The sequence below is a fragment of the Mesorhizobium sp. P2_E6 genome (assembly GCF_056403835.1).
Window position 1 is genome coordinate 380,483 of record NZ_JBFUEQ010000001.1, and the last position, 18,721, is coordinate 399,203.

Sequence of the window (18,721 nt, forward strand, 5' to 3'; positions counted from 1 at the left end):
CCGCACCTTAGAAAAGCGCCTTCAGCTCCGGCAGCTTGTCGTTGACCAGCCAGCCGTAATAATTCTCCTCGGGCAGCTTTTCAGGCTCGCCGGCGGCGCGGCGCCTGTCGTTCTCCGCCTTCAGCGCTTCGGCGCGCTGCTCCGGATTGCCGACATTGTAGAGCGTGGCCGTGAGCCCCGGATTTCCCGAAATGTCGAAGCCGGCAATGTTCTTGTAGGCGTCGATCGATTTCCGGATCGTCGCCGCGACGTAAGGCAGCGTCAGGTCGGGATCCATGATGGTCTTGTAGACCGAGTTGGGATCGGCAACGTCGAGCTTCGGCAGACCCGAAACCTTGTGCACGAGATCGCTCATCTGCAAGGCCGTCAGCGGGTTGAGCTGGCCGAGGCCAAAGGTCTGGCCGGCATAATAGGGCTGGAAGAAGGTGGCGCCGAAACGGTCGTCCGGGAAGCTCTCGCCACCGACGCTTTTGCCGCGAAACGAATGGTTCCACACCTGCTCGCGGCATTCCCACAGATCATAGCTGTCCGAAACCCCAGCGCATTTCTTGAATTCCGGCCGCTGCACGAAATCGGTGATGTCCTCGCCGTCATAGGCGAAGGTCAGCTTGCTGGAGAGATAGGAAATCGCCTTGACGTAGTAGGTCTGCAGCCGGTCGTAGGCGTCGACATTGTAGGTGTGCTCACCGACGATGGCGCCGACGATGTGCAGGGGGTCAATGCCGTAGGCCGCGGCGGCCTTCTTGATCTTGCCGCGCAGTTCGGCGTCGTTCTTCAGCAAGGCGTAGACCTTGCGATACTTCGCCTGGAAGGTGGTGTTGGTGGCCTGCGTGCGCCGGCTCGAAGCACCGGGAATATCCGGCTGCTCGGCGTTGCGGTTTCCTGGCGGCACCAATGTCGCCGCATCGGCGGCGAACAGCGTCGCAGCCAGCGTCAAGCCGAGAATGCCCAGGATCAGTCTTTTCATGCGCCGCCGCCTGCAGATGTTGCCGCGCAAACTAGGTAGTGCTCTTTCTCGAGTCGAGAGCGCCCCATCCGCCGGCAAGACGAAAGGTGGCCAGATGGTGCCATCTGGCCACACATGATTCTGTTTGCCGGACTGTGTTGCAATGCATCGGCCCAAAAATCGGTATCGATTCTTGGAAAGCATGATGCTTCACTTTGAAGACGCCGGCGCCGGAGTGACCCGGCGCCGTCCTTTAAAGGATGAATCGCGACAAATCTGTGTTTCTGGAGAGGTCGCCGACATGCTTTTCCACATAGGCGGCGTCGATGGTGACCGCGGTGCCGTTGCGGTCGGGCGCGTCATAGGAGATCTCGTCCAGCACCCGCTCCATCACTGTCTGCAGCCGCCTTGCACCGATATTCTCGACGCTGGCATTGAGGTCGACGGCGATGCCGGCCAGCGAATCGATGGCGTCGTCGGTGAAGGTCAGGTCGACGCCTTCGGTCTTCATCAGCGCGATATACTGCTTGATCAGGCTGGCTTCGGTCTCGGTCAGGATGCGGACGAAATCGTCCTTCTCCAGCGCCCGCAATTCGACGCGGATCGGCAACCGGCCCTGCAATTCCGGCAACAGGTCCGACGGCTTCGAGACATGGAACGCCCCGGAGGCGATGAACAGGATGTGGTCGGTCTTCAACGGCCCATATTTGGTCGCCACCGTGGTGCCTTCGATCAGCGGCAGCAGGTCGCGCTGCACGCCTTCGCGGGAAACGCCGGCGCCCATGCCGCCTTCACGCGACGCGATCTTGTCGATCTCGTCGAGGAAGACGATGCCGTCATTCTCCGTCGCGTCCAGCGCCCGGCGCACCACCTCCTCCTGGTCGAGCAGCTTGTCGGACTCGTCGCCGACCAGCAGCGCGTAGGATTCCTTGACCGTCGTCTTGCGCGTCTTGGTTTTCTTGCCGCCCATTGCCTTCGACAGCATGTCGTTGATGTTCAGCACGCCGATATTGGCGCCCGGCATGCCGGGTATCTCGAAGCCGGGCATGCCGCCATTGCCGGTGTCGGCCACTTCGATCTCGATCTCCTTGTCGTCGAGTTCGCCGTCGCGCAGCTTCTTGCGGAAGCTATCGCGCGTCGCCGGGCTCGCCGTCTTGCCGACCAGCGCCTCCAGCACGCGTTCCTCGGCGTTGATGTGGGCGCGTGCCTTGACGTCCTCGCGCATCTTCTCGCGCACCAGGCCGATGGCGATCTCGACCAGGTCGCGGATGATCTGTTCGACATCGCGGCCGACATAGCCGACTTCGGTGAACTTGGTTGCCTCGACCTTGACGAAAGGCGCCCCGGCAAGGCGCGCAAGGCGGCGTGAAATCTCGGTCTTGCCGACGCCCGTCGGCCCGATCATCAGGATGTTCTTCGGCATCACCTCTTCGCGCATCTGGCCTTCCAGCTGCTGGCGGCGCCAGCGGTTGCGCAGGGCGATGGCCACTGCGCGCTTGGCGTCCTTCTGGCCGATGATGAAGCGGTCGAGTTCCGAAACGATTTCGCGGGGGGAGAATGTGCTCATATCACTAAATTCCACTTTGCCACTGCTTGATGGCCTCGAACGGACGCAGCAGCATGATCACGTTGAGTGTCAGATTGTCCCGGATGAGATAGCCGGTACCGAGTTCGAAGATGATGGCGAGGCTGACGATCACCCATATAGGTAGCCTTCGCGCCATCACAAATCCCAGCACCATGGCCAGTGTGTCGGACACCGAATTGATGATGCTGTCGCCGTAATAGTTGAGCGAGATCGTGCCCGCGCGGTAGCGCTCGATGATGAACGGGCTGTTTTCCAGCAACTCCCAGCCGCCTTCGATGAGGACCGCGAACGCCAGCCTCAAGCCGATCGGCGAACGCGGAAACAGGAACCGTGCCAGCGCATAGAACAGGAAGCCGTGGATGATGTGCGAGAACGTGTACCAGTCCGAAATGTGCTGGGAGTTCTCGGAACTGTTCACCACGCCGTGCCAGAGCTTGACGTAACCGCAGGTGCAGATCGGCGGATGACCCATGCCGTAAAGGGCTCCGGCCTGGAAGATGAGCAGGGCCAGCACAAGCAGCAGCCCCATTCGCCAGCTGTCTTCATAGGCCGAGTAGCTGTTGTCGTCGCCCGATGCATTCATGCCCTATTGCCTCTCTTCCGCGTCGCCGTCTCGACCATCACAAAGCCCGTCACGCCTTCAGCGGCGGTAGCCGGCGGATCACGGCCGCAGGCAAGGTGGGTTTGACGACAATCCGCCGGATACGCTGCCAGCCAGCCCCGAACACAATAATCAGCGCGCCGACAACGACCAGGATCAAGGCAAAAGGCGGGACGCCCGTCGAATCGGAGGCGGAATTCACCAGATAATAGATGCCCAGCGAGCCGAAGTAAGCCAACGTAGGAACCAGAAGCGAACGGCGGTCTATGGCGAGCGCGACATAGAGGAAGCCAAGGATCAGGATCGTCAGCATAATGGTTGCATTGGCGTCCGGTGCGATATGTCCGAATACCACGTTCTGGCCGGTTGCCATGATAAAGAGCGGATGCACCAGCATGGGCGCCGAGACGACATGCAGCCAGAAAGCGCAATCGGACCAGATCTTGCGTCGATCCCTATCGTAAATGTCAAAAGCTACACCGGTTGCGAACACGATCAGGCCGCAGATCAGCGGCATGTAAAGTGCCGCTCGGAGCAATTCGGGAACATCCTCAAGGCGCGGCGGCGCAATCGCGCCCGTTGTCACACTGTCATAGAGGATTATCGCCGTTTGCAGGAAGGCAAGCAGTGTGAACGCGATGGCGATAGCCCCGGCAATGATGGGGACGCGAAAGCGCCAGAAATAGATCGCCGCCGCGATTATTCCTCCGCCCAGGAACAGATATCCGGCCCGGGACGCTGTCTGGCGCAACGCCAATAGCTGCCAGATAGTCTCCGGCTTGCGTATGCCGAAGCTGGCCTCCACGTGTAGCGCCAGAGCGACCAGAATGGCGGTCATGAAAATCAGCGCAAGCACGGACGACGATAATTTCATCCGGTGCTGACGCGTGACAATTTCGGCGAGCCCCCAGGCGAAAACCGCGAGGATGCCAGCGATCCAGAATGTCTGGCCTGGAAGCAAGGTGGTGAGGACAAAGAAGAAGCCGGCGCTGAGCAGGACTGTTCCCACGGTGACGAACAGATCGTTGCCGCCGCCGACCAGCCGCAGGTTTTCCTCGTCACCATCGTCATCGGCGCGCCTGCCCTCGGGGGTGAGAGCGACGGCGCGTTCCATGACCTCCAGCTGATCCCGCGTGATTTGCGAGATCACACCTGCTGCGACTGCCTTGTCGAGTGTTTCAGCGCTGATCAACCGGCCTCCTGTGGTGCTTCGCGCGCCATCATCAGGGCTGGCCCGTATTCCGTTGTCCGGGTGTCAAAGGCGACAAAGCCGGCTTTCTCATAAGCGCGGATCGCTGGTGCATTGTTCGGATGCGGGTCGATGATGACGCGCGGCACGCCTTCCTCGAACAGCTGCTCGACGAATTGCCGCACGATCGCCGAGCCGTGGCCGAGGCCGATCAGCTCCGGCAGGCCGATCGACAGGTCGATGCCGAGTGTGCCGAACGGCTGGTCGGCATAGGGGTGGTCGTCTTCCAGATGCGGGTCGTAGCTCTGCAGGTAGGCGATCGGCTTGCCGTCGAGTTCGACGATCAGCGGCTCGACGGAAATGCTGTCGATATGGTCGCGAATCTCGGCGATTTCCGTCTCGGGGTCGTCCCACCACTGCGCGACATGCGGCTCGGCGAGCCAGCCGGCGATCATCGGCAGGTCTTTCTCGGTCACCGGCCGAAAATCATAAAGGATGGCCGGATCAACCGGCATCGAGCGTTTCGACGACGAAGTTGTTGTTGGTGTACACGCAGATGTCGGACGCGATCTGCATCGCCTTGCGGGCGATCTCCTCGGCGTCCTTGTCGGTGTCCATCAGCGCGCGTGCGGCGGCCAGCGCGTAGTTGCCGCCGGAGCCGATGGCCATGACGCCATATTCGGGTTCGAGCACGTCGCCGGTGCCGGTCAGCGCCAGTGAGGTCGACTTGTCGGCAACCAGCATCATCGCTTCCAGCCGACGCAGATAGCGGTCGGTACGCCAGTCCTTGGCGAGCTCGACACAGGCGCGCGTCAGCTGGTCGGGATATTGTTCGAGCTTGGCTTCCAGCCGCTCCAGCAGCGTGAAGGCATCGGCAGTGGCGCCGGCGAAACCGGCAATCACATTGCCGCCCTTGCCGATGCGGCGCACTTTCTTGGCGTTGCCCTTCATGATGGTCTGGCCAAGGCTGACCTGGCCGTCGCCGGCAATCACCACCTTGTTGCCCTTGCGCACCGTCACGATGGTCGTGGCGTGCATGGTCAGATTATCAGACATTTCCTGGCTCCGATTCGCGCCATCCCAAAAGGCGATTGGCGCGGTACGAGTGACTTGATCGGCCATATGTATGCATGGGCCTGGTGATTGCAAACGGCTCGATAGCGACCCGGATGGCAACTGGCAATCGCCGGATCATGCTGCTAGAAGGCTTTCGTTTTCAAGCCGGCGAAGGCTTGGAACGCGTCAAACCCTGGGACAAGGACAAGATCATGTCGCCCCGTTCCGCCGAAGCAAGCCGCAAGACCAAGGAAACCGATATCGCTGTATCGGTCCATGTCGACGGCTCGGGCAAGTCAGACATTTCGACGGGCGTCGGTTTCTTCGACCATATGCTGGATCAGCTGTCGCGCCATTCCCTGATCGACATGACGGTCCGGGCCAAGGGCGATCTGCATATCGACGACCACCACACCGTCGAGGACACCGGCATCGCGCTCGGCCAGGCGCTGGCCAAGGCACTCGGCGAACGGCGCGGCATCATGCGCTATGCCTCGATCGACCTTGCCATGGACGAGACGCTGACGCGCGCGGCGATCGACGTGTCCGGCCGGCCGTTCCTGGTCTGGAACGTTTCCTTCTCGTCGCCGAAGATAGGCACGTTCGACACCGAACTTGTGCGTGAATTCTTCCAGGCGCTGGCACAGAATGCCGGCATCACGCTGCACGTCACCAACCACTATGGCGCCAACAACCACCACATCGCCGAGACCTGCTTCAAGGCGGTGGCACGTGCGCTGCGCACAGCGCTCGAACGCGACCCGCGCCAGCCGGACGCGGTCCCCTCCACCAAGGGATCGTTGAAGGGATAAGGTCATGGCCATCTATGTCGTGATGGAACCGCCCGGTCGCAGCGAGAAGGCCGACGCAACGGCCTTTGTCCGCGACGGCTTCACCTGGCTCGGCTTCCTGGTGCCGCCGCTTTGGTTTGCCTGGCATCGGCTGTGGATCGAAGCCGCGCTCGCCTTCGTCGTCGCGGCCCTGCTTTCATTGCTTGGCCAAAAGCTCGGCCTCGGCCTGACCGGTTCGCTGCTGTCGCTGCTGGTTTCACTCTATGTCGGGTTGGAGGGGCAGGGGCTGCGCATCGCGGCACTTCGCCGCCGCGGCTGGCATGAATGGGGCGTGGTCGAGGCCGGTCGGCTCGACGATGCCGACGGGCGCTACGCGTTGGAGGCGGAAGCATTTTCGGATCAAGCCGTGCCGGCGCCGCGCATGGTCCCGGATGCCGCCTTGGCGCGCCCGGCGCAGCCGGGCATGGCGCTGGGGCTGACTCACATTCCGGGAAGACCCTGACATGCGGGTTGCGATTATCGACTACGGCTCGGGCAATCTGCGCTCGGCCACCAAGGCCTTCGAGCGCGCCGCGCGTGAAGCCGGCATATCGGCTGAAATCGATCTGACCGCCGACGCCGAACGGGTCCGCACCGCCGACCGCATCGTCCTGCCCGGCGTCGGTGCCTATGCCGACTGCGCGGCCGGCTTGCGCGCCGTCGCCGGCATGTGGGAAGCGGTCGAGGAAGTCGCGATCCTCAAGGGCCGGCCTTTTCTGGGCATCTGCGTCGGCATGCAGCTGATGTCCGAGCGCGGCCTGGAAAAGACCGTGACCCACGGCTTTGGCTGGATCGCCGGCGACGTCAAGGAGATCATGCCGGCCGATCCGGCGCTGAAGATCCCGCAGATCGGCTGGAACACGATCGAACTCAAGCGTCAACACCCACTGTTTGCGGGCATTCCGACCGGAAACAGCGGACTGCATGCGTATTTCGTGCATTCCTACCATCTGGATGCGCAGAAGTCCGACGAGGTTCTGGCGGTCGCCGACTATGGCGGCCCGGTGACGGCCACCGTCGCCCGCGACAATCTCGTCGGCACGCAGTTCCATCCCGAAAAGAGCCAGGCGCTGGGCCTGGCGCTGATCACCAATTTCCTGCGCTGGAGGCCCTGAAGAATCATGAGCAAGAAGGGCTACTGGATGGCTATGATCGATGTCCGCGATCCCGAAATGTACAAGCAGTACATCGAGGCGAATGCGGTGGCCTTTGCGAAATACGGCGCGAAATTCCCGGTGCGGGCCGGTCGCTACGAGAATCCCGAAGGACCGACCGGCAACCGTCATGTGCTGGTCGAGTTCGAATCCTACGACAAGGCGGTCGAATGCTATCATTCGCCGGAATATCAGCACGCCTCGAAGTTCCGGCTCGCCGCCTCGACCGGCCATTTCGTCATCGTTGAAGGCGCCTGAAATTGATCCTGTTTCCAGCCATCGATCTCAAGGACGGCCAGTGCGTGCGCCTGAAGCACGGCGACATGGCGACCGCGACCATCTACAACGACGACCCGGCCGCCCAGGCAAAAGCCTTCGAGCAACAGGGCTTCGAATGGCTGCATGTCGTCGACCTCAATGGCGCCTTCAAGGGCCAGAGCGTCAACAGCGCGGCGGTCGGAGCCATCCTCAAGGCGACCAAGAACCCGGTCCAGCTCGGCGGTGGCATCCGCACGCTGGAGCAGATCGAAGACTGGCTCGACCGCGGGCTCGCCCGTGTCATCCTCGGCACGGTGGCGGTGCGCGATCCCGATCTGGTCAAGCAGGCCTGCAAGGCTTTTCCTGGCAAGGTGGCCGTCGGCATTGACGCCAAGGGCGGCAAGGTCGCCGTCGAGGGCTGGGCCGAGGCATCGAGCCTCGGTGTTATCGAACTGGCGAAGAAATTCGAAGGTGCCGGCGTCGCCGCCATCATCTACACCGACATCGACCGCGACGGCGTGCTGACCGGCATCAACTGGGATGCCACCATCGACCTCGCCGACGCCGTGTCCATTCCCGTCATTGCGTCCGGCGGCCTCGCCTCGATCGCCGACATCGTGCGTATGACCATGCCCGATGCGCAGAAGCTCGAAGGCGCGATCTCCGGCCGGGCGCTCTATGACGGCCGCATCGATCCGGCCGAGGCGCTGGCGATCCTGCAAGGCAGGCCGGCGGTGGAGACGCAGCGGTGAAGATCTCCATCGTCCTGGCGTCCTATGACAGCGGCCACTATCATGGCGGCATGGGCCAGGGTCCCGATGCGTTGATATCCGGCGGGCTGGTCGAAGCCCTGACCATAGCCGGTCATCACGTTGTCGTCGAAGACATAGGCAGGGTAGGCGACGTCCAGGAGCGCGAAATCGCCACCGGCTTTGCCGTCTGCAACGCGGTAGCCGCCATGGTTCGCCTTGCTCGCGACAGCGGCCGCTTTCCCATCGTTCTCTCAGGAAATTGCCTGACCAGCGCCGGCGCGGTCGCTGGCGAAGGTGCCGATGCGATCATCTGGGCCGACCAGCATGGCGATCTCAACACGCCCGAGACATCCGTCTATGGCTTTCTCGACGGCATGGCGCTGGCGACCGTGCTCGGCCTGTGCTGGCGCCCGATGGCGGCGGCCATTCCCGGCTTCCAGCCGATCGATCCGTCACGTTGCGTGCTCGTCAACGCACGCGATCTCGATCCGGCTGAAAAACAGCTTCTCGAGACATTGCCGATCCTTCGAACGGAATGTCCTGGAGTGGCCCAGGCGACCGAAAAGCTGAAGGCCGCCGGCGCCAAACGCATTCACATGCATCTCGATCTGGACGTGCACGATCCGGAGGAACTGCAGGCCAACCGTTACGTCAGTTCGGGCGGGCCGAACCCGGAACAGCTGCGCGGCGCGGCTTGCACCATGGCGCTTGCGTTGCCGGTCGTCGGCATCACCGTTTCCGCCTACGATCCGGCCTTCGACGCCAAGGGCGATGTTCCACCGCTGGTCGGCCAGCTGCTCAACGATCTCATCGCCACGATAGAGGGAAGGTGATGCTGAAAGCCCGTGTCATTCCGTGCCTCGACGTCAAGAACGGCCGTGTCGTCAAGGGCGTCAACTTCGTCGATCTCATCGACGCCGGCGATCCGGTCGAGGCGGCCAAGGCCTACGACGCGGCCGGCGCCGACGAGCTCTGCTTCCTCGACATAACGGCTTCATCGGACAATCGCGAGACCATCTTCGACGTCGTCGCCCGCACCGCCGAACAGTGCTTCATGCCGCTGACGGTCGGCGGTGGCGTGCGCCAGGTCGCCGACATCAGGAAGCTGCTTTTGGCCGGCGCCGACAAGGTGTCGATCAACACGGCGGCGGTGAAGAACCCGGATTTCGTCGCCGAGGCCGCCGACAAGTTCGGCAACCAGTGCATCGTCGTCGCCATCGACGCCAAGAAAGTATCCGGCGCCGGCGAAGCCGACCGCTGGGAGATCTTCACCCATGGCGGGCGCGAAAAAACCGGCATCGATGCGGTCGAATTCGCTCGGCTGATGGTCGATCGCGGCGCCGGCGAAATCCTGCTGACCTCGATGGACCGGGATGGCACCAAGGCTGGCTACGACATCGCACTGACCCGTGCGATTGCGGATGCGGTGCGCGCGCCGGTCATCGCTTCCGGCGGCGTCGGCACGCTCGATCACATGGTCGAAGGCATTCGCGACGGTCATGCCGGCGCGGTGCTGGCCGCTTCGATCTTCCATTTCGGCACCTACACGATAGGGCAGGCCAAGGCGCATATGGCCCAGGCCGGGCTGCCGATGCGGCTGGACTCGCCCGCGGATCGGCCCTAGAGGCTTTCCGGCTAAGAAAAGGCTCTAGGCGCCATGACCGAGTTTTCGCTCTCCGATCTGGAAAAAATCGTCAGGGAACGCGCCCATTCCGGTGACCCGGAGTCTTGGACGGCAAAGCTGTTCGCACGCGGCATCGACAAGGCGGCGCAGAAGCTCGGCGAAGAGGCGGTCGAGACGGTGATTGCCGCCGTCAAGGGCGACAAACAGGCTCTCGTTTCGGAAAGTGCCGATCTTATATATCATTGGCTCGTCGTTCTCGGCATCTCAGGGGTTCCGTTGAGCGGCGTGCTCAGGGAACTCGAAGACCGCACCGGTCGTTCGGGCATTGCCGAGAAGGCGTCACGGCCCAAGGGCTGACCGTGAGGGAGGGCAGGTATCTCGATGGATCAGCTCGCGCCGACCGAGAAATATTCTCCCTTTCGTTTCTTCTCCGCCGAGCAATGGTCGCAATTCCGCGCCGACACGCCGCTGACGCTGAGCGAGGATGAATTCCGCCGCCTGCGCTCGCTCAACGACCCGGTCGACCTCGAAGAGGTCAAGCGCATCTACCTCTCGCTGTCGCGGCTCTTATCGGCGCATGTCGAAGCGAGCCAGCTGCTGTTCAGGCAACGCCAGGCCTTCTTCAACGCGGTCGACGTGGAAAAGACGCCGTTCATCATCGGCATTGCCGGCTCCGTCGCGGTCGGCAAATCGACCACCGCGCGCGTGTTGAAGGAGTTGCTTGCGCGCTGGCCGTCGAGCCCCAAGGTCGATCTCATCACCACCGACGGCTTCCTGCTGCCCAACGAGGTGCTGCGCCGCGAAAATTTGATGGAGCGCAAGGGTTTTCCCGATAGCTACGATGTCGGCGCGCTGCTGCGCTTCCTGTCCGGCATCAAGTCGGCGCAGCGCAATGTCCGCGCGCCGGTCTATTCGCACCTGACCTATGACGTCATTCCCGGCGAGTTCGTCACCATCGACCGCCCAGACATCCTGATCTTCGAAGGCATCAATGTCCTGCAGCCCGGCAAGCTGCCGCAGGACGGCAAGATCGTGCCCTTCCTGTCGGACTTCTTCGACTTCGCCATCTATATCGATGCCGACGAGAAACTGATCCATCAATGGTACACCGCCCGTTTCATGCGGTTGCGCGAGACCGCCTTCCGCAATCCGGATTCCTTTTTTCACCGCTATTCGCAGCTCTCGGAGGATTCGGCCCGCGCCATCGCCGAAGGCCTTTGGACCAACATCAATCTGAAAAATTTGCGTGAGAACATCCTGCCGACGCGGGCTCGCGCCGACCTCATCCTGCGCAAGGGCGCCGATCACCTGATCGAGGAAGTGGCGCTCAGGAAGCTGTGACGAACGTCCGCCCAGCGCGTCAATTTCTTGGAATTGCCTATTGGCCTTCTCTTGAGACGTCGCTCGTCGCGGCGGCGGTTGGCTTCGTCACCCGCCGCAGCGTCAGATTGATGCGGCCGCCATTCTTCAGCAGTGCCGAGGTCGAGGGGTAGATGCGGTCGACGCCGTGAAAGCTGAGGCGTCCTTCGCCGCCGAGCACCACGACGTCGCCGCTTTTCAGCCTGAACGACCTCGTCGCCCCCTCACGCGTCGTCTGGCCGACCCTGAACAGGCAATCGTCGCCCAGCGAAACGGAAACCACCGGTGCCGAAAAATCGGCCTCGTCGCGGTCCTGATGCAGGCCCATTTTGGCCTCCGGGGTATAGAAATTGACCAGGCACGCTTCCGGCGGATGTGGGTAGCCCGACACCTGCCGCCACAGCTCGAGCAGCCCGTCCGGAATTGACGGCCACGGCAATCCGGTCACCGGATGCGTCGGCTGGTAGCGATAGCCATGCTCCTTGTCGGTGACCCAACCGAGCGGACCGCAATTGGTCATCCGCACGCTCATCTCCTTGCCGGTGCGTGGCATCGCCGGCACGAACAGCGGCGCCTGCTGCACGATGCCTCTCACCGCCTCGACCAGCGTTTCCTGCACGGTGCGAGACAGATAGGCCGGCATGTGGCGGACGCCTTTGGGCAGGACGAGCATGAGGCTGTTCAATCACATTGGTCGTGCGAAAACATGATGCCATGACGGGTCACCCGCAGCGACCCGAAAACCGTATGTCCAGACGCTTCCGACGGCTTAGTCGTCGCCGACCCGGCCGCGCAGTTTCTTGATCGTGCCGCGTCCGGCCTTGCTCTTCAGCCGCCGCTCCACCGCGCCCTTCGACGGCCGCGTCTTCTTGCGTGGCGGCGGTGGCGGCTCGGCGGCCTTGGCGACCAGCGCCGTTAGCCTTGCCCGTGCGTCCGCCCGGTTCTGTTCCTGCGTGCGGAAGCGGCTTGCCTCGATGACGATGACGCCGTCCTTGGTGGCACGCTGGCCGGCAAGCTTGATCGTCCGCTCGCGCACGCGCTCCGAAAGGCCTGCTGCGTTGGCCGCGTCGAAGCGCAGCTGCACCGCCGTCGCCACCTTGTTGACGTTCTGGCCGCCCGGACCGGACGAGCGGATGAAGTCCTCGTGCAGGTCGCCCGGGTGGATCACCGCATCGTCGGCAATGATGATGTCGTCGTCGCTCGCCATGCCGCAGTCATGGCGCGGCGGATCGAAAAAGAAAAGGCCCGATCGAAACCGGGCCTTTCAACGACAGGCTGAGTTCAGCCCAATGACGTGATTACTCCGCCGCTTCCTGCATGCGTGGCGCGGCACCCAGCACTACGGCGTCGACATGGCTTTCGAATTTCTCGAAGTTGACGGCGAACATGCCGACCAGCCTTGTCGCCTGCCGGTCGTAACCCGCCTTGTCGGCCCAGGTCGACCGCGGGTCGAGAATGGCGCTGTCGACGCCGCGAACCGCCACCGGCACCTCGAAACCGAAATGAGGGTCGGTGCGGAACTCGGCCGCCTTCAGCGAGCCGTCGAGTGCCGCCGCAAGCAATGCCCGCGTTGCCTTGATCGGCATCCGCTTGCCGGTACCGTAGGCGCCGCCGGTCCAGCCGGTGTTGACCAGCCAGCAGTCGGCGTCGTGGCGGGCAATCAGTTCGCGCAGCAAATTGCCGTATTCCGAGGGATGGCGCGGCATGAACGGCGCGCCAAAGCAGGTCGAAAACGTCGCTTCGGGTTCGGTCACGCCCTTTTCGGTTCCGGCCACCTTGGCGGTGTAGCCGGACAGAAAATGATACATCGCCTGCGCCGGGGTCAGCCGGGCGATCGGCGGCATCACGCCGAAGGCATCGGCGGTCAGCATGATGATGTTCTTCGGATGATTGGCGCGTCCCGTCTTGCTGGCATTGGGGATGAAATCCAGCGGATAGGCGCAGCGCGTGTTTTCGGTGAGCCTTCCATCGTTGAAATCCGGCACGCCGTCGGCGTCGAGCACGACATTTTCCAGCACTGTGCCGAAGCGCTGCGTGGTGGCGAAGATTTCCGGCTCGGCTTCCGCCGACAGCTTGATCGTCTTGGCGTAGCAGCCGCCTTCGAAATTGAAGATGCCGTGCGGTCCCCAGCCATGCTCGTCGTCGCCGATCAGCGTGCGCGACGGATCGGCCGACAGCGTGGTCTTGCCGGTCCCCGACAGGCCGAAGAAGACGGCGGCGTCGCCGCTCGCACCCTCGTTGGCCGAGCAATGCATCGGCATCACGCCTTTCGCCGGCAACAGATAGTTGAGCATGGTGAACACCGACTTCTTCATCTCGCCGGCATAGGAGGTGCCGCCGATCAGCACGATCTTGCGCGTCAGGTCGACAGCGATCACCGTTTCGGTACGGCTGCCGTGGCGGGCGGGATCGGCACGGAACGACGGCAGGTCGATGATGGTCATCTCGGGCACGAAATGCTCGAGCTCGGCGGCATCCGGGCGGATGAGCAGATTGCGGATGAACAGCGAGTGCCAGGCGACTTCGGTAACCACCCGGGTCGGCAGTTTCAGCCCTGCGTCGGCGCCGCCGACCAGATCCTGCACGTAAAGATCCTTGTCCGCGGCATGCGCGCGGAAATCGGCAAGCAGAAGGTCGAACTGGGCCGGCGAGATCGCCTTGTTGTTGTCCCACCAGATATGCGGCTCGGTTGCGCCGTCGCGCACGACGAATTTGTCCTTGGGCGAGCGACCGGTGTGCTGGCCGGTCTCGGCGACCAGTGCGCCATGTGCGGTGAGCCGGGCTTCGCCGCGCCGGATCGATTCCTCGTAAAGGGCTGCCGCGCCGAAATTATAGCGCACCACGCCGGTGGTCTTCAGGCCGATATGATCGATCGCACAGGCAGAATTGCGTTTTCCGACTTCCGACATCAAGTGTCCCTCTTCGTTTTCCGCGTCTTTGCCGGCGTATATTCCGGCATGCCCACAAGCAGGCTGAGATCGTCAGAACCAGAAAAGCCAAATGATATCAAATCATTAATCGATTTAAAAATTTTGAAAGTTGTTTAAATCGTTTATATGTGCGAAAACTTTGGTGGTTGCCCAAAGGATTGGCAGTGTTCGTTCGTCCAATCCATATCGGGGTAGGATTGTGGCCGCCGGCAAGCCGCGCGTGACAGCGGATAAGGCCTATGCCACATTTTGTACCTAATTTGTCCTGCAAAAGCCCCTTCTCTACGAAAGAAGGGACAGCTCATGAGGGAGCCGCTTGAAATGGCAACAATCGCGCTTGTCGATGACGACCGCAACATTCTGACATCGGTGTCGATCGCCCTCGAATCCGAGGGGTACCGCGTCGAGACCTACACGGATGGTGCGTCTGCGCTGGAAGGGCTGGCGGCACGCCCGCCGAACCTTGCCATCCTCGACATCAAGATGCCGCGCATGGATGGCATGGAACTGCTGCGCCGGATGCGCCAGAAGTCCGACCTTCCGGTGATCTTCCTGACCTCAAAGGACGACGAGATCGACGAATTGTTCGGCCTCAAGATGGGCGCCGACGATTTCATCCGCAAGCCGTTCTCGCAGCGTCTGCTGGTCGAGCGGGTGCGCGCCGTGCTGCGCCGTGCCAGTGCCCGCGAGGCCGCGGCAAAGACGCCCAGCCAGCAGGCCCGGTCGCTCGAGCGCGGCCAGCTGGTCATGGACCAGGAGCGCCACACCTGCACCTGGAAGGGCGAGCCGGTGACGTTGACCGTCACCGAGTTCCTGATCCTGCACTCGCTGGCGCAGCGACCTGGTGTCGTAAAAAGCCGTGATGCGCTGATGGATTCGGCCTATGATGAACAGGTCTATGTCGACGACCGGACCATCGACAGCCACATCAAGCGGCTGCGCAAGAAGTTCAAGGCCGTCGACGACGACTTCGAGATGATCGAAACCCTTTACGGAGTCGGATACCGGTTCCGCGAAGCGTAAGTCGATCCATGTCGCCCAAAGTGATCCCGGTTTTGGGATAACGACATGCGTCAAAGCAAGGTAATGCATGTCGCCCAAAAGTGGGCCCGGTTTTGGGACAACGACATGCATCAAGGCAAAGACTAGGCGGGAGCTGCTATTCGATGGCAGTGGAAGCACAGCGAGCAAGACCGGCGGGCGCTGCGAGGCGGCCGTCGCGTATCATGCCGTCATTCCTGTCGAAAATCACGGTGCCGATGCGCCGCTTCCTCGGCCATCATATCTTTTCCAGCCTGACGCGGCGTATCCTCTTCCTCAACCTCGCCGGCCTGGCCGTCCTTGTCACCGGCATCCTCTATCTCAACACCTTCCGTGACGGGCTGATCGACGCCCGGGTCGAGAGCCTGATGACCCAGGGCGAGATCATCGCCGGTGCCATCGCCGCGTCGGCGACGGTCGAGACGGATTCGATCAGCATCGACCCGGAAAAGCTGCTCGAGCTGCAGGCCGGGGAAAGCCTCGGGCCGGGCTCCGACCAGCTCGACAATCTCGACTTCCCGATCAACCCGGAACGTGTCGCGCCGGTGCTGAGAAGGCTGATCTCGCCGACCCGGACGCGCGCCCGCATCTATGACCGCGACGCCAATCTGCTGCTCGATTCGCGCCATCTCTATTCGCGCGGCCAGATCCTGCGCTACGACCTACCGCCAGTCGAAGAGGAAGAGCCCGATCTGGTCGAGCGCATCCAGAAATTCGTCTTCGATTTCTTCCGCAACACCGAGCTGCCGGTCTATCACGAGCAGCCGGGCGGCAATGGCGCCGCTTTCCCGGAAGTGGTCAAGGCGCTCACCGGCAGCCCGTCGACCATCGTGCGCGTCTCGGAACAGGGCGAGCAGATCGTTTCGGTGGCGGTGCCGATCCAGCGCTTCCGCGCCGTCCTCGGCGTGCTGATGCTGTCGACCGAAGGCGGCGATATCGACAAGATCGTCGCCGCCGAGCGCAAGGCGATCCTGCGCGTGTTCGGCATCGCGGCGCTTGTCACCGCCATCCTGTCGATGCTGCTCGCTTCCACCATCGCCAATCCGCTGCGCCGGCTGTCGGCGGCGGCCGTGCGGGTGCGGCGCGGCGTCAAGAGCCGCGAGGAAATCCCGGACTTTTCCGACCGCCAGGATGAGATCGGCAATCTGTCGATCGCCATACGCGACATGACCAACGCGCTCTATGCCCGCATCGAGGCGATCGAAAGCTTCGCGGCAGACGTGTCGCACGAATTGAAGAACCCGCTGACCTCGCTACGCAGCGCGGTGGAAACCTTGCCGCTGGCCAAGAACGACAATTCGCGCAGCCGGCTGATGGACATTATCCAGCACGATGTCAGGCGGCTGGACCGGCTGATCACCGATATTTCCGACGCCTCCCGTCTTGATGCCGAACTGGCGCGTGAAGATGCAGGGACGGTCGACCTGAAGAAATTCATCACCGATCTCGTTGCCGTTTCGCGTGAAGCCACGCGCAACAAGAAGGCCGTCGAGATCGAGTTCAAGGTCGCCAAGCTGCCGCAGGGCGTCAAAGGCTATGTGGTCGTCGGTCATGATCTGCGCATCGGCCAGGTCATCACCAACCTGATCGAGAACGCCCGCTCCTTCGTTCCCGAGGACCATGGCCACATCAGCGTATCGCTGGCCCGTGCGGGCAAGTTCAACATCGTCACCGTCGACGACAATGGTCCCGGCATCCGCGCCGACAACATCGACCGCATCTTCGAACGTTTCTACACCGACCGGCCCGCAGGCGAGGCGTTCGGCCAGAATTCGGGTCTTGGCCTGTCGATATCCAGGCAGATCGTCGAGGCCCATGGCGGCACCTTGACCGCCGAGAACATCCCCGGCACCAAGCCCGGCGAAATCAAGGGTGCGCGTTTTGTCGTGACGCTACCGGCCGAAGCATGATCCCGGAAAGTGGGAAGCGGTTTTCGGGCAAGTTCATGCTTCATTCAAAATGCATGATTGGCCAAGATCGTGCCTGATCCGGCTGCGCAGCCTGAAAACATTCACGGAACCGCGATCCTGATCGGCGAGCGCGGCGTCCTTATCACCGGGCCGTCCGGCGCCGGCAAGACGACGCTGGCGCTGACACTCCTGGACCATTGCCGCGCGCGCGGGCTGTTCTCGCGGCTGATCGGCGATGACAGGCTGCTTGCCGCAGCCCGCGCCGGGCGGCTGGTCTGTCGCGTGCCGGCGACCATCGCCGGTCTCGCCGAAGTACCTGGGTTCATGCCGTGCCCGCTGCCGTTCGAGCCGGGGGGAGTGATCGACCTGCATGTGAGGCTGGTGCCAAAGGCAGACATGGCCCGTTTCCAGGAGGAAATAAGCGAGCCGGTCGCAGGCTGCCCGGTACCGCGTATCGATCTTGCCGAGCGCAACGCCGCCACTGCCCTGCCCGCCGTGATGGCGCGGCTGTCGATCGCGCCTTTTCTATGATCCGCTTGGGATTTCTTGCTGCAATGCGTCAAAATGGCATGGGCCGGCGCAATTTGGGGCTTGTCAACCGGCCGCGCGTCGACAAGATAGCGCTCCCGCCGCCTGGAATGGCTGGCGAGCATAATATGCGCCTGTGAAGCGGCGATGACGGGAGCCACCAAAGAATGATCGGACTCGTGCTTGTAACGCACGGTCAACTGGCCGCCGAGTTCCGACATGCCGTGGAACATGTCGTCGGGCCACAAGACAATTTCGAAACCGTTGCGATCGGCGCCGATGACGATATGGAGCAGCGTCGTCGCGACATCGTCGACGCCGTCGCCCGTGTCGACACCGGAACGGGCGTCATCGTGCTGACCGACATGTTCGGCGGCACCCCTTCCAACCTTGCCATTTCGGTGATGGAGTCCGGCCGCACCGAGGTGATCGCCGGCATGAACCTGCCGATGCTGATCAAGCTCTCCTCGATCCGCAAGGGCGACAACATGGCGGCCGCACTCGACGAGGCACAGGCGGCCGGCCGCAAATACATCAACGTCGCCAGCCAGCTTTTGAGCAGCAAATGAACGCGCTGTCCCCGGAAGAAGATCAGATCGTCCGGGACTTTCCCATCATCAACCAGCGCGGCCTGCACGCGCGCGCCTCGGCGAAATTCGTCCAACTGGCGAGCGGCTTCGACGCTTCGGTGCATGTCGAGAAGGATGGCGTCAAGGTCGGCGGCACCTCGATCATGGGCCTGATGATGCTGGCGGCAAGCCCGGGCTACTCGATCCGTGTCACCGCCAGCGGGCCGCAGGCGCTGCAGGTCATCGACGCGCTGGAGCAATTGGTGGCGTCCCGCTTCGGCGAGGAAAGCTGATCCTCTACATCGCCAAAGCATGTCCGATGGACATGCAGGGATAAAGATTTCTTTATATCCCATTGTCGTCCGAGCGCCGATCTGCTAGTCAGA

At 62.6% G+C, this 18,721-nt stretch carries 23 protein-coding genes; 14 read left to right on the top strand and 9 right to left on the bottom strand.

Annotation, left to right across the window (positions count from 1 at the left end; translation table 11 throughout):
- Positions 1 to 7: 7 nt before the first annotated feature.
- From AC1D08_RS01830 to hslV, 6 genes are all read right to left on the bottom strand, one after another.
- Positions 8 to 967, bottom strand: a complete 960-nt coding sequence (locus AC1D08_RS01830; RefSeq protein WP_477422468.1) for a DUF1402 family protein — start codon at positions 965 to 967, stop codon at positions 8 to 10.
- A gap of 232 nt (positions 968 to 1,199) precedes the next feature.
- Entirely contained in the window at positions 1,200 to 2,513 is a 1,314-nt protein-coding gene (hslU, locus tag AC1D08_RS01835; protein ID WP_095083240.1) for an ATP-dependent protease ATPase subunit HslU, read from the bottom strand.
- A gap of 4 nt (positions 2,514 to 2,517) precedes the next feature.
- Positions 2,518 to 3,117 (bottom strand): DUF2585 domain-containing protein, encoded by a 600-nt coding sequence (locus AC1D08_RS01840; protein WP_457155001.1) that lies wholly within the window; start codon positions 3,115 to 3,117, stop codon positions 2,518 to 2,520.
- A gap of 49 nt (positions 3,118 to 3,166) precedes the next feature.
- A complete protein-coding gene (locus AC1D08_RS01845; protein WP_477422470.1) occupies positions 3,167 to 4,327 on the bottom strand; it encodes a hypothetical protein in 1,161 nt (386 codons plus the stop codon).
- Positions 4,324 to 4,839 (bottom strand): GNAT family N-acetyltransferase, encoded by a 516-nt coding sequence (locus AC1D08_RS01850; protein ID WP_457150062.1) that lies wholly within the window; start codon positions 4,837 to 4,839, stop codon positions 4,324 to 4,326. Before AC1D08_RS01850 ends, AC1D08_RS01845 begins: the two co-directional genes overlap by 4 nt.
- Positions 4,829 to 5,380, bottom strand: a complete 552-nt coding sequence (gene hslV / locus AC1D08_RS01855) for an ATP-dependent protease subunit HslV (RefSeq protein ID WP_095084319.1) — start codon at positions 5,378 to 5,380, stop codon at positions 4,829 to 4,831. The genes AC1D08_RS01850 and hslV overlap by 11 nt, the downstream gene beginning before the upstream one ends.
- Before the next feature lie 212 nt (positions 5,381 to 5,592).
- Here hslV and hisB point away from each other — a divergent pair, with 212 nt between their 5' ends.
- Genes hisB through coaA form a run of 9 tightly spaced genes read left to right on the top strand, consistent with a single transcriptional unit; the run spans position 5,593 to position 11,339 of the window.
- Entirely contained in the window at positions 5,593 to 6,192 is a 600-nt protein-coding gene (hisB, locus tag AC1D08_RS01860) for an imidazoleglycerol-phosphate dehydratase HisB (RefSeq protein WP_352879363.1), read from the top strand.
- 4 nt (positions 6,193 to 6,196) lie between these two features.
- Complete coding sequence (locus AC1D08_RS01865; protein WP_457150063.1) at positions 6,197 to 6,673, top strand: DUF2628 domain-containing protein; 477 nt, start codon at positions 6,197 to 6,199, stop codon at positions 6,671 to 6,673.
- Between the two features lies 1 nt (position 6,674).
- Positions 6,675 to 7,325 carry an imidazole glycerol phosphate synthase subunit HisH gene (hisH, locus tag AC1D08_RS01870; protein ID WP_457150064.1) on the top strand — a complete coding sequence of 217 codons (651 nt, stop codon included), beginning with the start codon at positions 6,675 to 6,677 and terminating at the stop codon, positions 7,323 to 7,325.
- Between the two features lie 6 nt (positions 7,326 to 7,331).
- On the top strand, positions 7,332 to 7,622 hold the full coding sequence (locus AC1D08_RS01875; RefSeq protein WP_457150065.1) for a DUF1330 domain-containing protein: 291 nt from the start codon (positions 7,332 to 7,334) through the stop codon (positions 7,620 to 7,622).
- Between the two features lie 2 nt (positions 7,623 to 7,624).
- Positions 7,625 to 8,374: a 1-(5-phosphoribosyl)-5-[(5-phosphoribosylamino)methylideneamino]imidazole-4-carboxamide isomerase gene (hisA, locus tag AC1D08_RS01880; RefSeq protein WP_095083228.1), complete on the top strand. Its 750-nt coding sequence runs from the start codon at positions 7,625 to 7,627 to the stop codon at positions 8,372 to 8,374.
- Positions 8,371 to 9,207: an arginase family protein gene (locus AC1D08_RS01885; RefSeq protein ID WP_457150066.1), complete on the top strand. Its 837-nt coding sequence runs from the start codon at positions 8,371 to 8,373 to the stop codon at positions 9,205 to 9,207. Before hisA ends, AC1D08_RS01885 begins: the two co-directional genes overlap by 4 nt.
- On the top strand, positions 9,207 to 9,998 hold the full coding sequence (gene hisF, locus AC1D08_RS01890; protein ID WP_095083224.1) for an imidazole glycerol phosphate synthase subunit HisF: 792 nt from the start codon (positions 9,207 to 9,209) through the stop codon (positions 9,996 to 9,998). Before AC1D08_RS01885 ends, hisF begins: the two co-directional genes overlap by 1 nt.
- A 33-nt stretch (positions 9,999 to 10,031) precedes the next feature.
- Complete coding sequence (locus AC1D08_RS01895; RefSeq protein WP_457150067.1) at positions 10,032 to 10,355, top strand: phosphoribosyl-ATP diphosphatase; 324 nt, start codon at positions 10,032 to 10,034, stop codon at positions 10,353 to 10,355.
- 24 nt (positions 10,356 to 10,379) lie between these two features.
- Entirely contained in the window at positions 10,380 to 11,339 is a 960-nt protein-coding gene (gene coaA / locus AC1D08_RS01900; RefSeq protein ID WP_095083214.1) for a type I pantothenate kinase, read from the top strand.
- A 37-nt stretch (positions 11,340 to 11,376) separates the two neighbouring features.
- On the opposite strand, the gene AC1D08_RS01905 is transcribed toward coaA, so the two are convergent.
- The 3 genes from AC1D08_RS01905 to AC1D08_RS01915 form a co-directional block, all read right to left on the bottom strand.
- Entirely contained in the window at positions 11,377 to 12,030 is a 654-nt protein-coding gene (locus AC1D08_RS01905; RefSeq protein WP_477422636.1) for an alpha-ketoglutarate-dependent dioxygenase AlkB family protein, read from the bottom strand.
- 96 nt (positions 12,031 to 12,126) lie between these two features.
- Positions 12,127 to 12,564: an alternative ribosome rescue aminoacyl-tRNA hydrolase ArfB gene (gene arfB / locus AC1D08_RS01910; protein WP_457150070.1), complete on the bottom strand. Its 438-nt coding sequence runs from the start codon at positions 12,562 to 12,564 to the stop codon at positions 12,127 to 12,129.
- Positions 12,565 to 12,655: 91 nt separating this feature from the next.
- Positions 12,656 to 14,266: a phosphoenolpyruvate carboxykinase gene (locus AC1D08_RS01915; protein ID WP_457150071.1), complete on the bottom strand. Its 1,611-nt coding sequence runs from the start codon at positions 14,264 to 14,266 to the stop codon at positions 12,656 to 12,658.
- A 342-nt stretch (positions 14,267 to 14,608) separates the two neighbouring features.
- On the opposite strand from AC1D08_RS01915, the gene AC1D08_RS01920 reads away from it, so the two are divergent.
- The 5 genes from AC1D08_RS01920 to AC1D08_RS01940 all read left to right on the top strand — a co-directional run bounded on the left by AC1D08_RS01920 (position 14,609) and on the right by AC1D08_RS01940 (position 18,628).
- Entirely contained in the window at positions 14,609 to 15,310 is a 702-nt protein-coding gene (locus tag AC1D08_RS01920; RefSeq protein WP_013528337.1) for a response regulator transcription factor, read from the top strand.
- A gap of 143 nt (positions 15,311 to 15,453) precedes the next feature.
- Positions 15,454 to 17,238, top strand: coding sequence for a stimulus-sensing domain-containing protein (locus AC1D08_RS01925; RefSeq protein WP_457150072.1), 1,785 nt, complete (start codon positions 15,454 to 15,456; stop codon positions 17,236 to 17,238).
- A gap of 69 nt (positions 17,239 to 17,307) precedes the next feature.
- The gene (locus AC1D08_RS01930) at positions 17,308 to 17,769 is read left to right on the top strand and encodes an HPr kinase/phosphorylase (protein ID WP_457150073.1); all 462 of its coding nucleotides are present in this window, start codon (positions 17,308 to 17,310) and stop codon (positions 17,767 to 17,769) included.
- A gap of 164 nt (positions 17,770 to 17,933) precedes the next feature.
- Positions 17,934 to 18,335, top strand: coding sequence for a PTS sugar transporter subunit IIA (locus AC1D08_RS01935; RefSeq protein ID WP_056589309.1), 402 nt, complete (start codon positions 17,934 to 17,936; stop codon positions 18,333 to 18,335).
- The gene (locus tag AC1D08_RS01940) at positions 18,332 to 18,628 is read left to right on the top strand and encodes an HPr family phosphocarrier protein (protein ID WP_095083198.1); all 297 of its coding nucleotides are present in this window, start codon (positions 18,332 to 18,334) and stop codon (positions 18,626 to 18,628) included. Before AC1D08_RS01935 ends, AC1D08_RS01940 begins: the two co-directional genes overlap by 4 nt.
- The last annotated feature ends 93 nt before the right edge of the window (positions 18,629 to 18,721 follow it).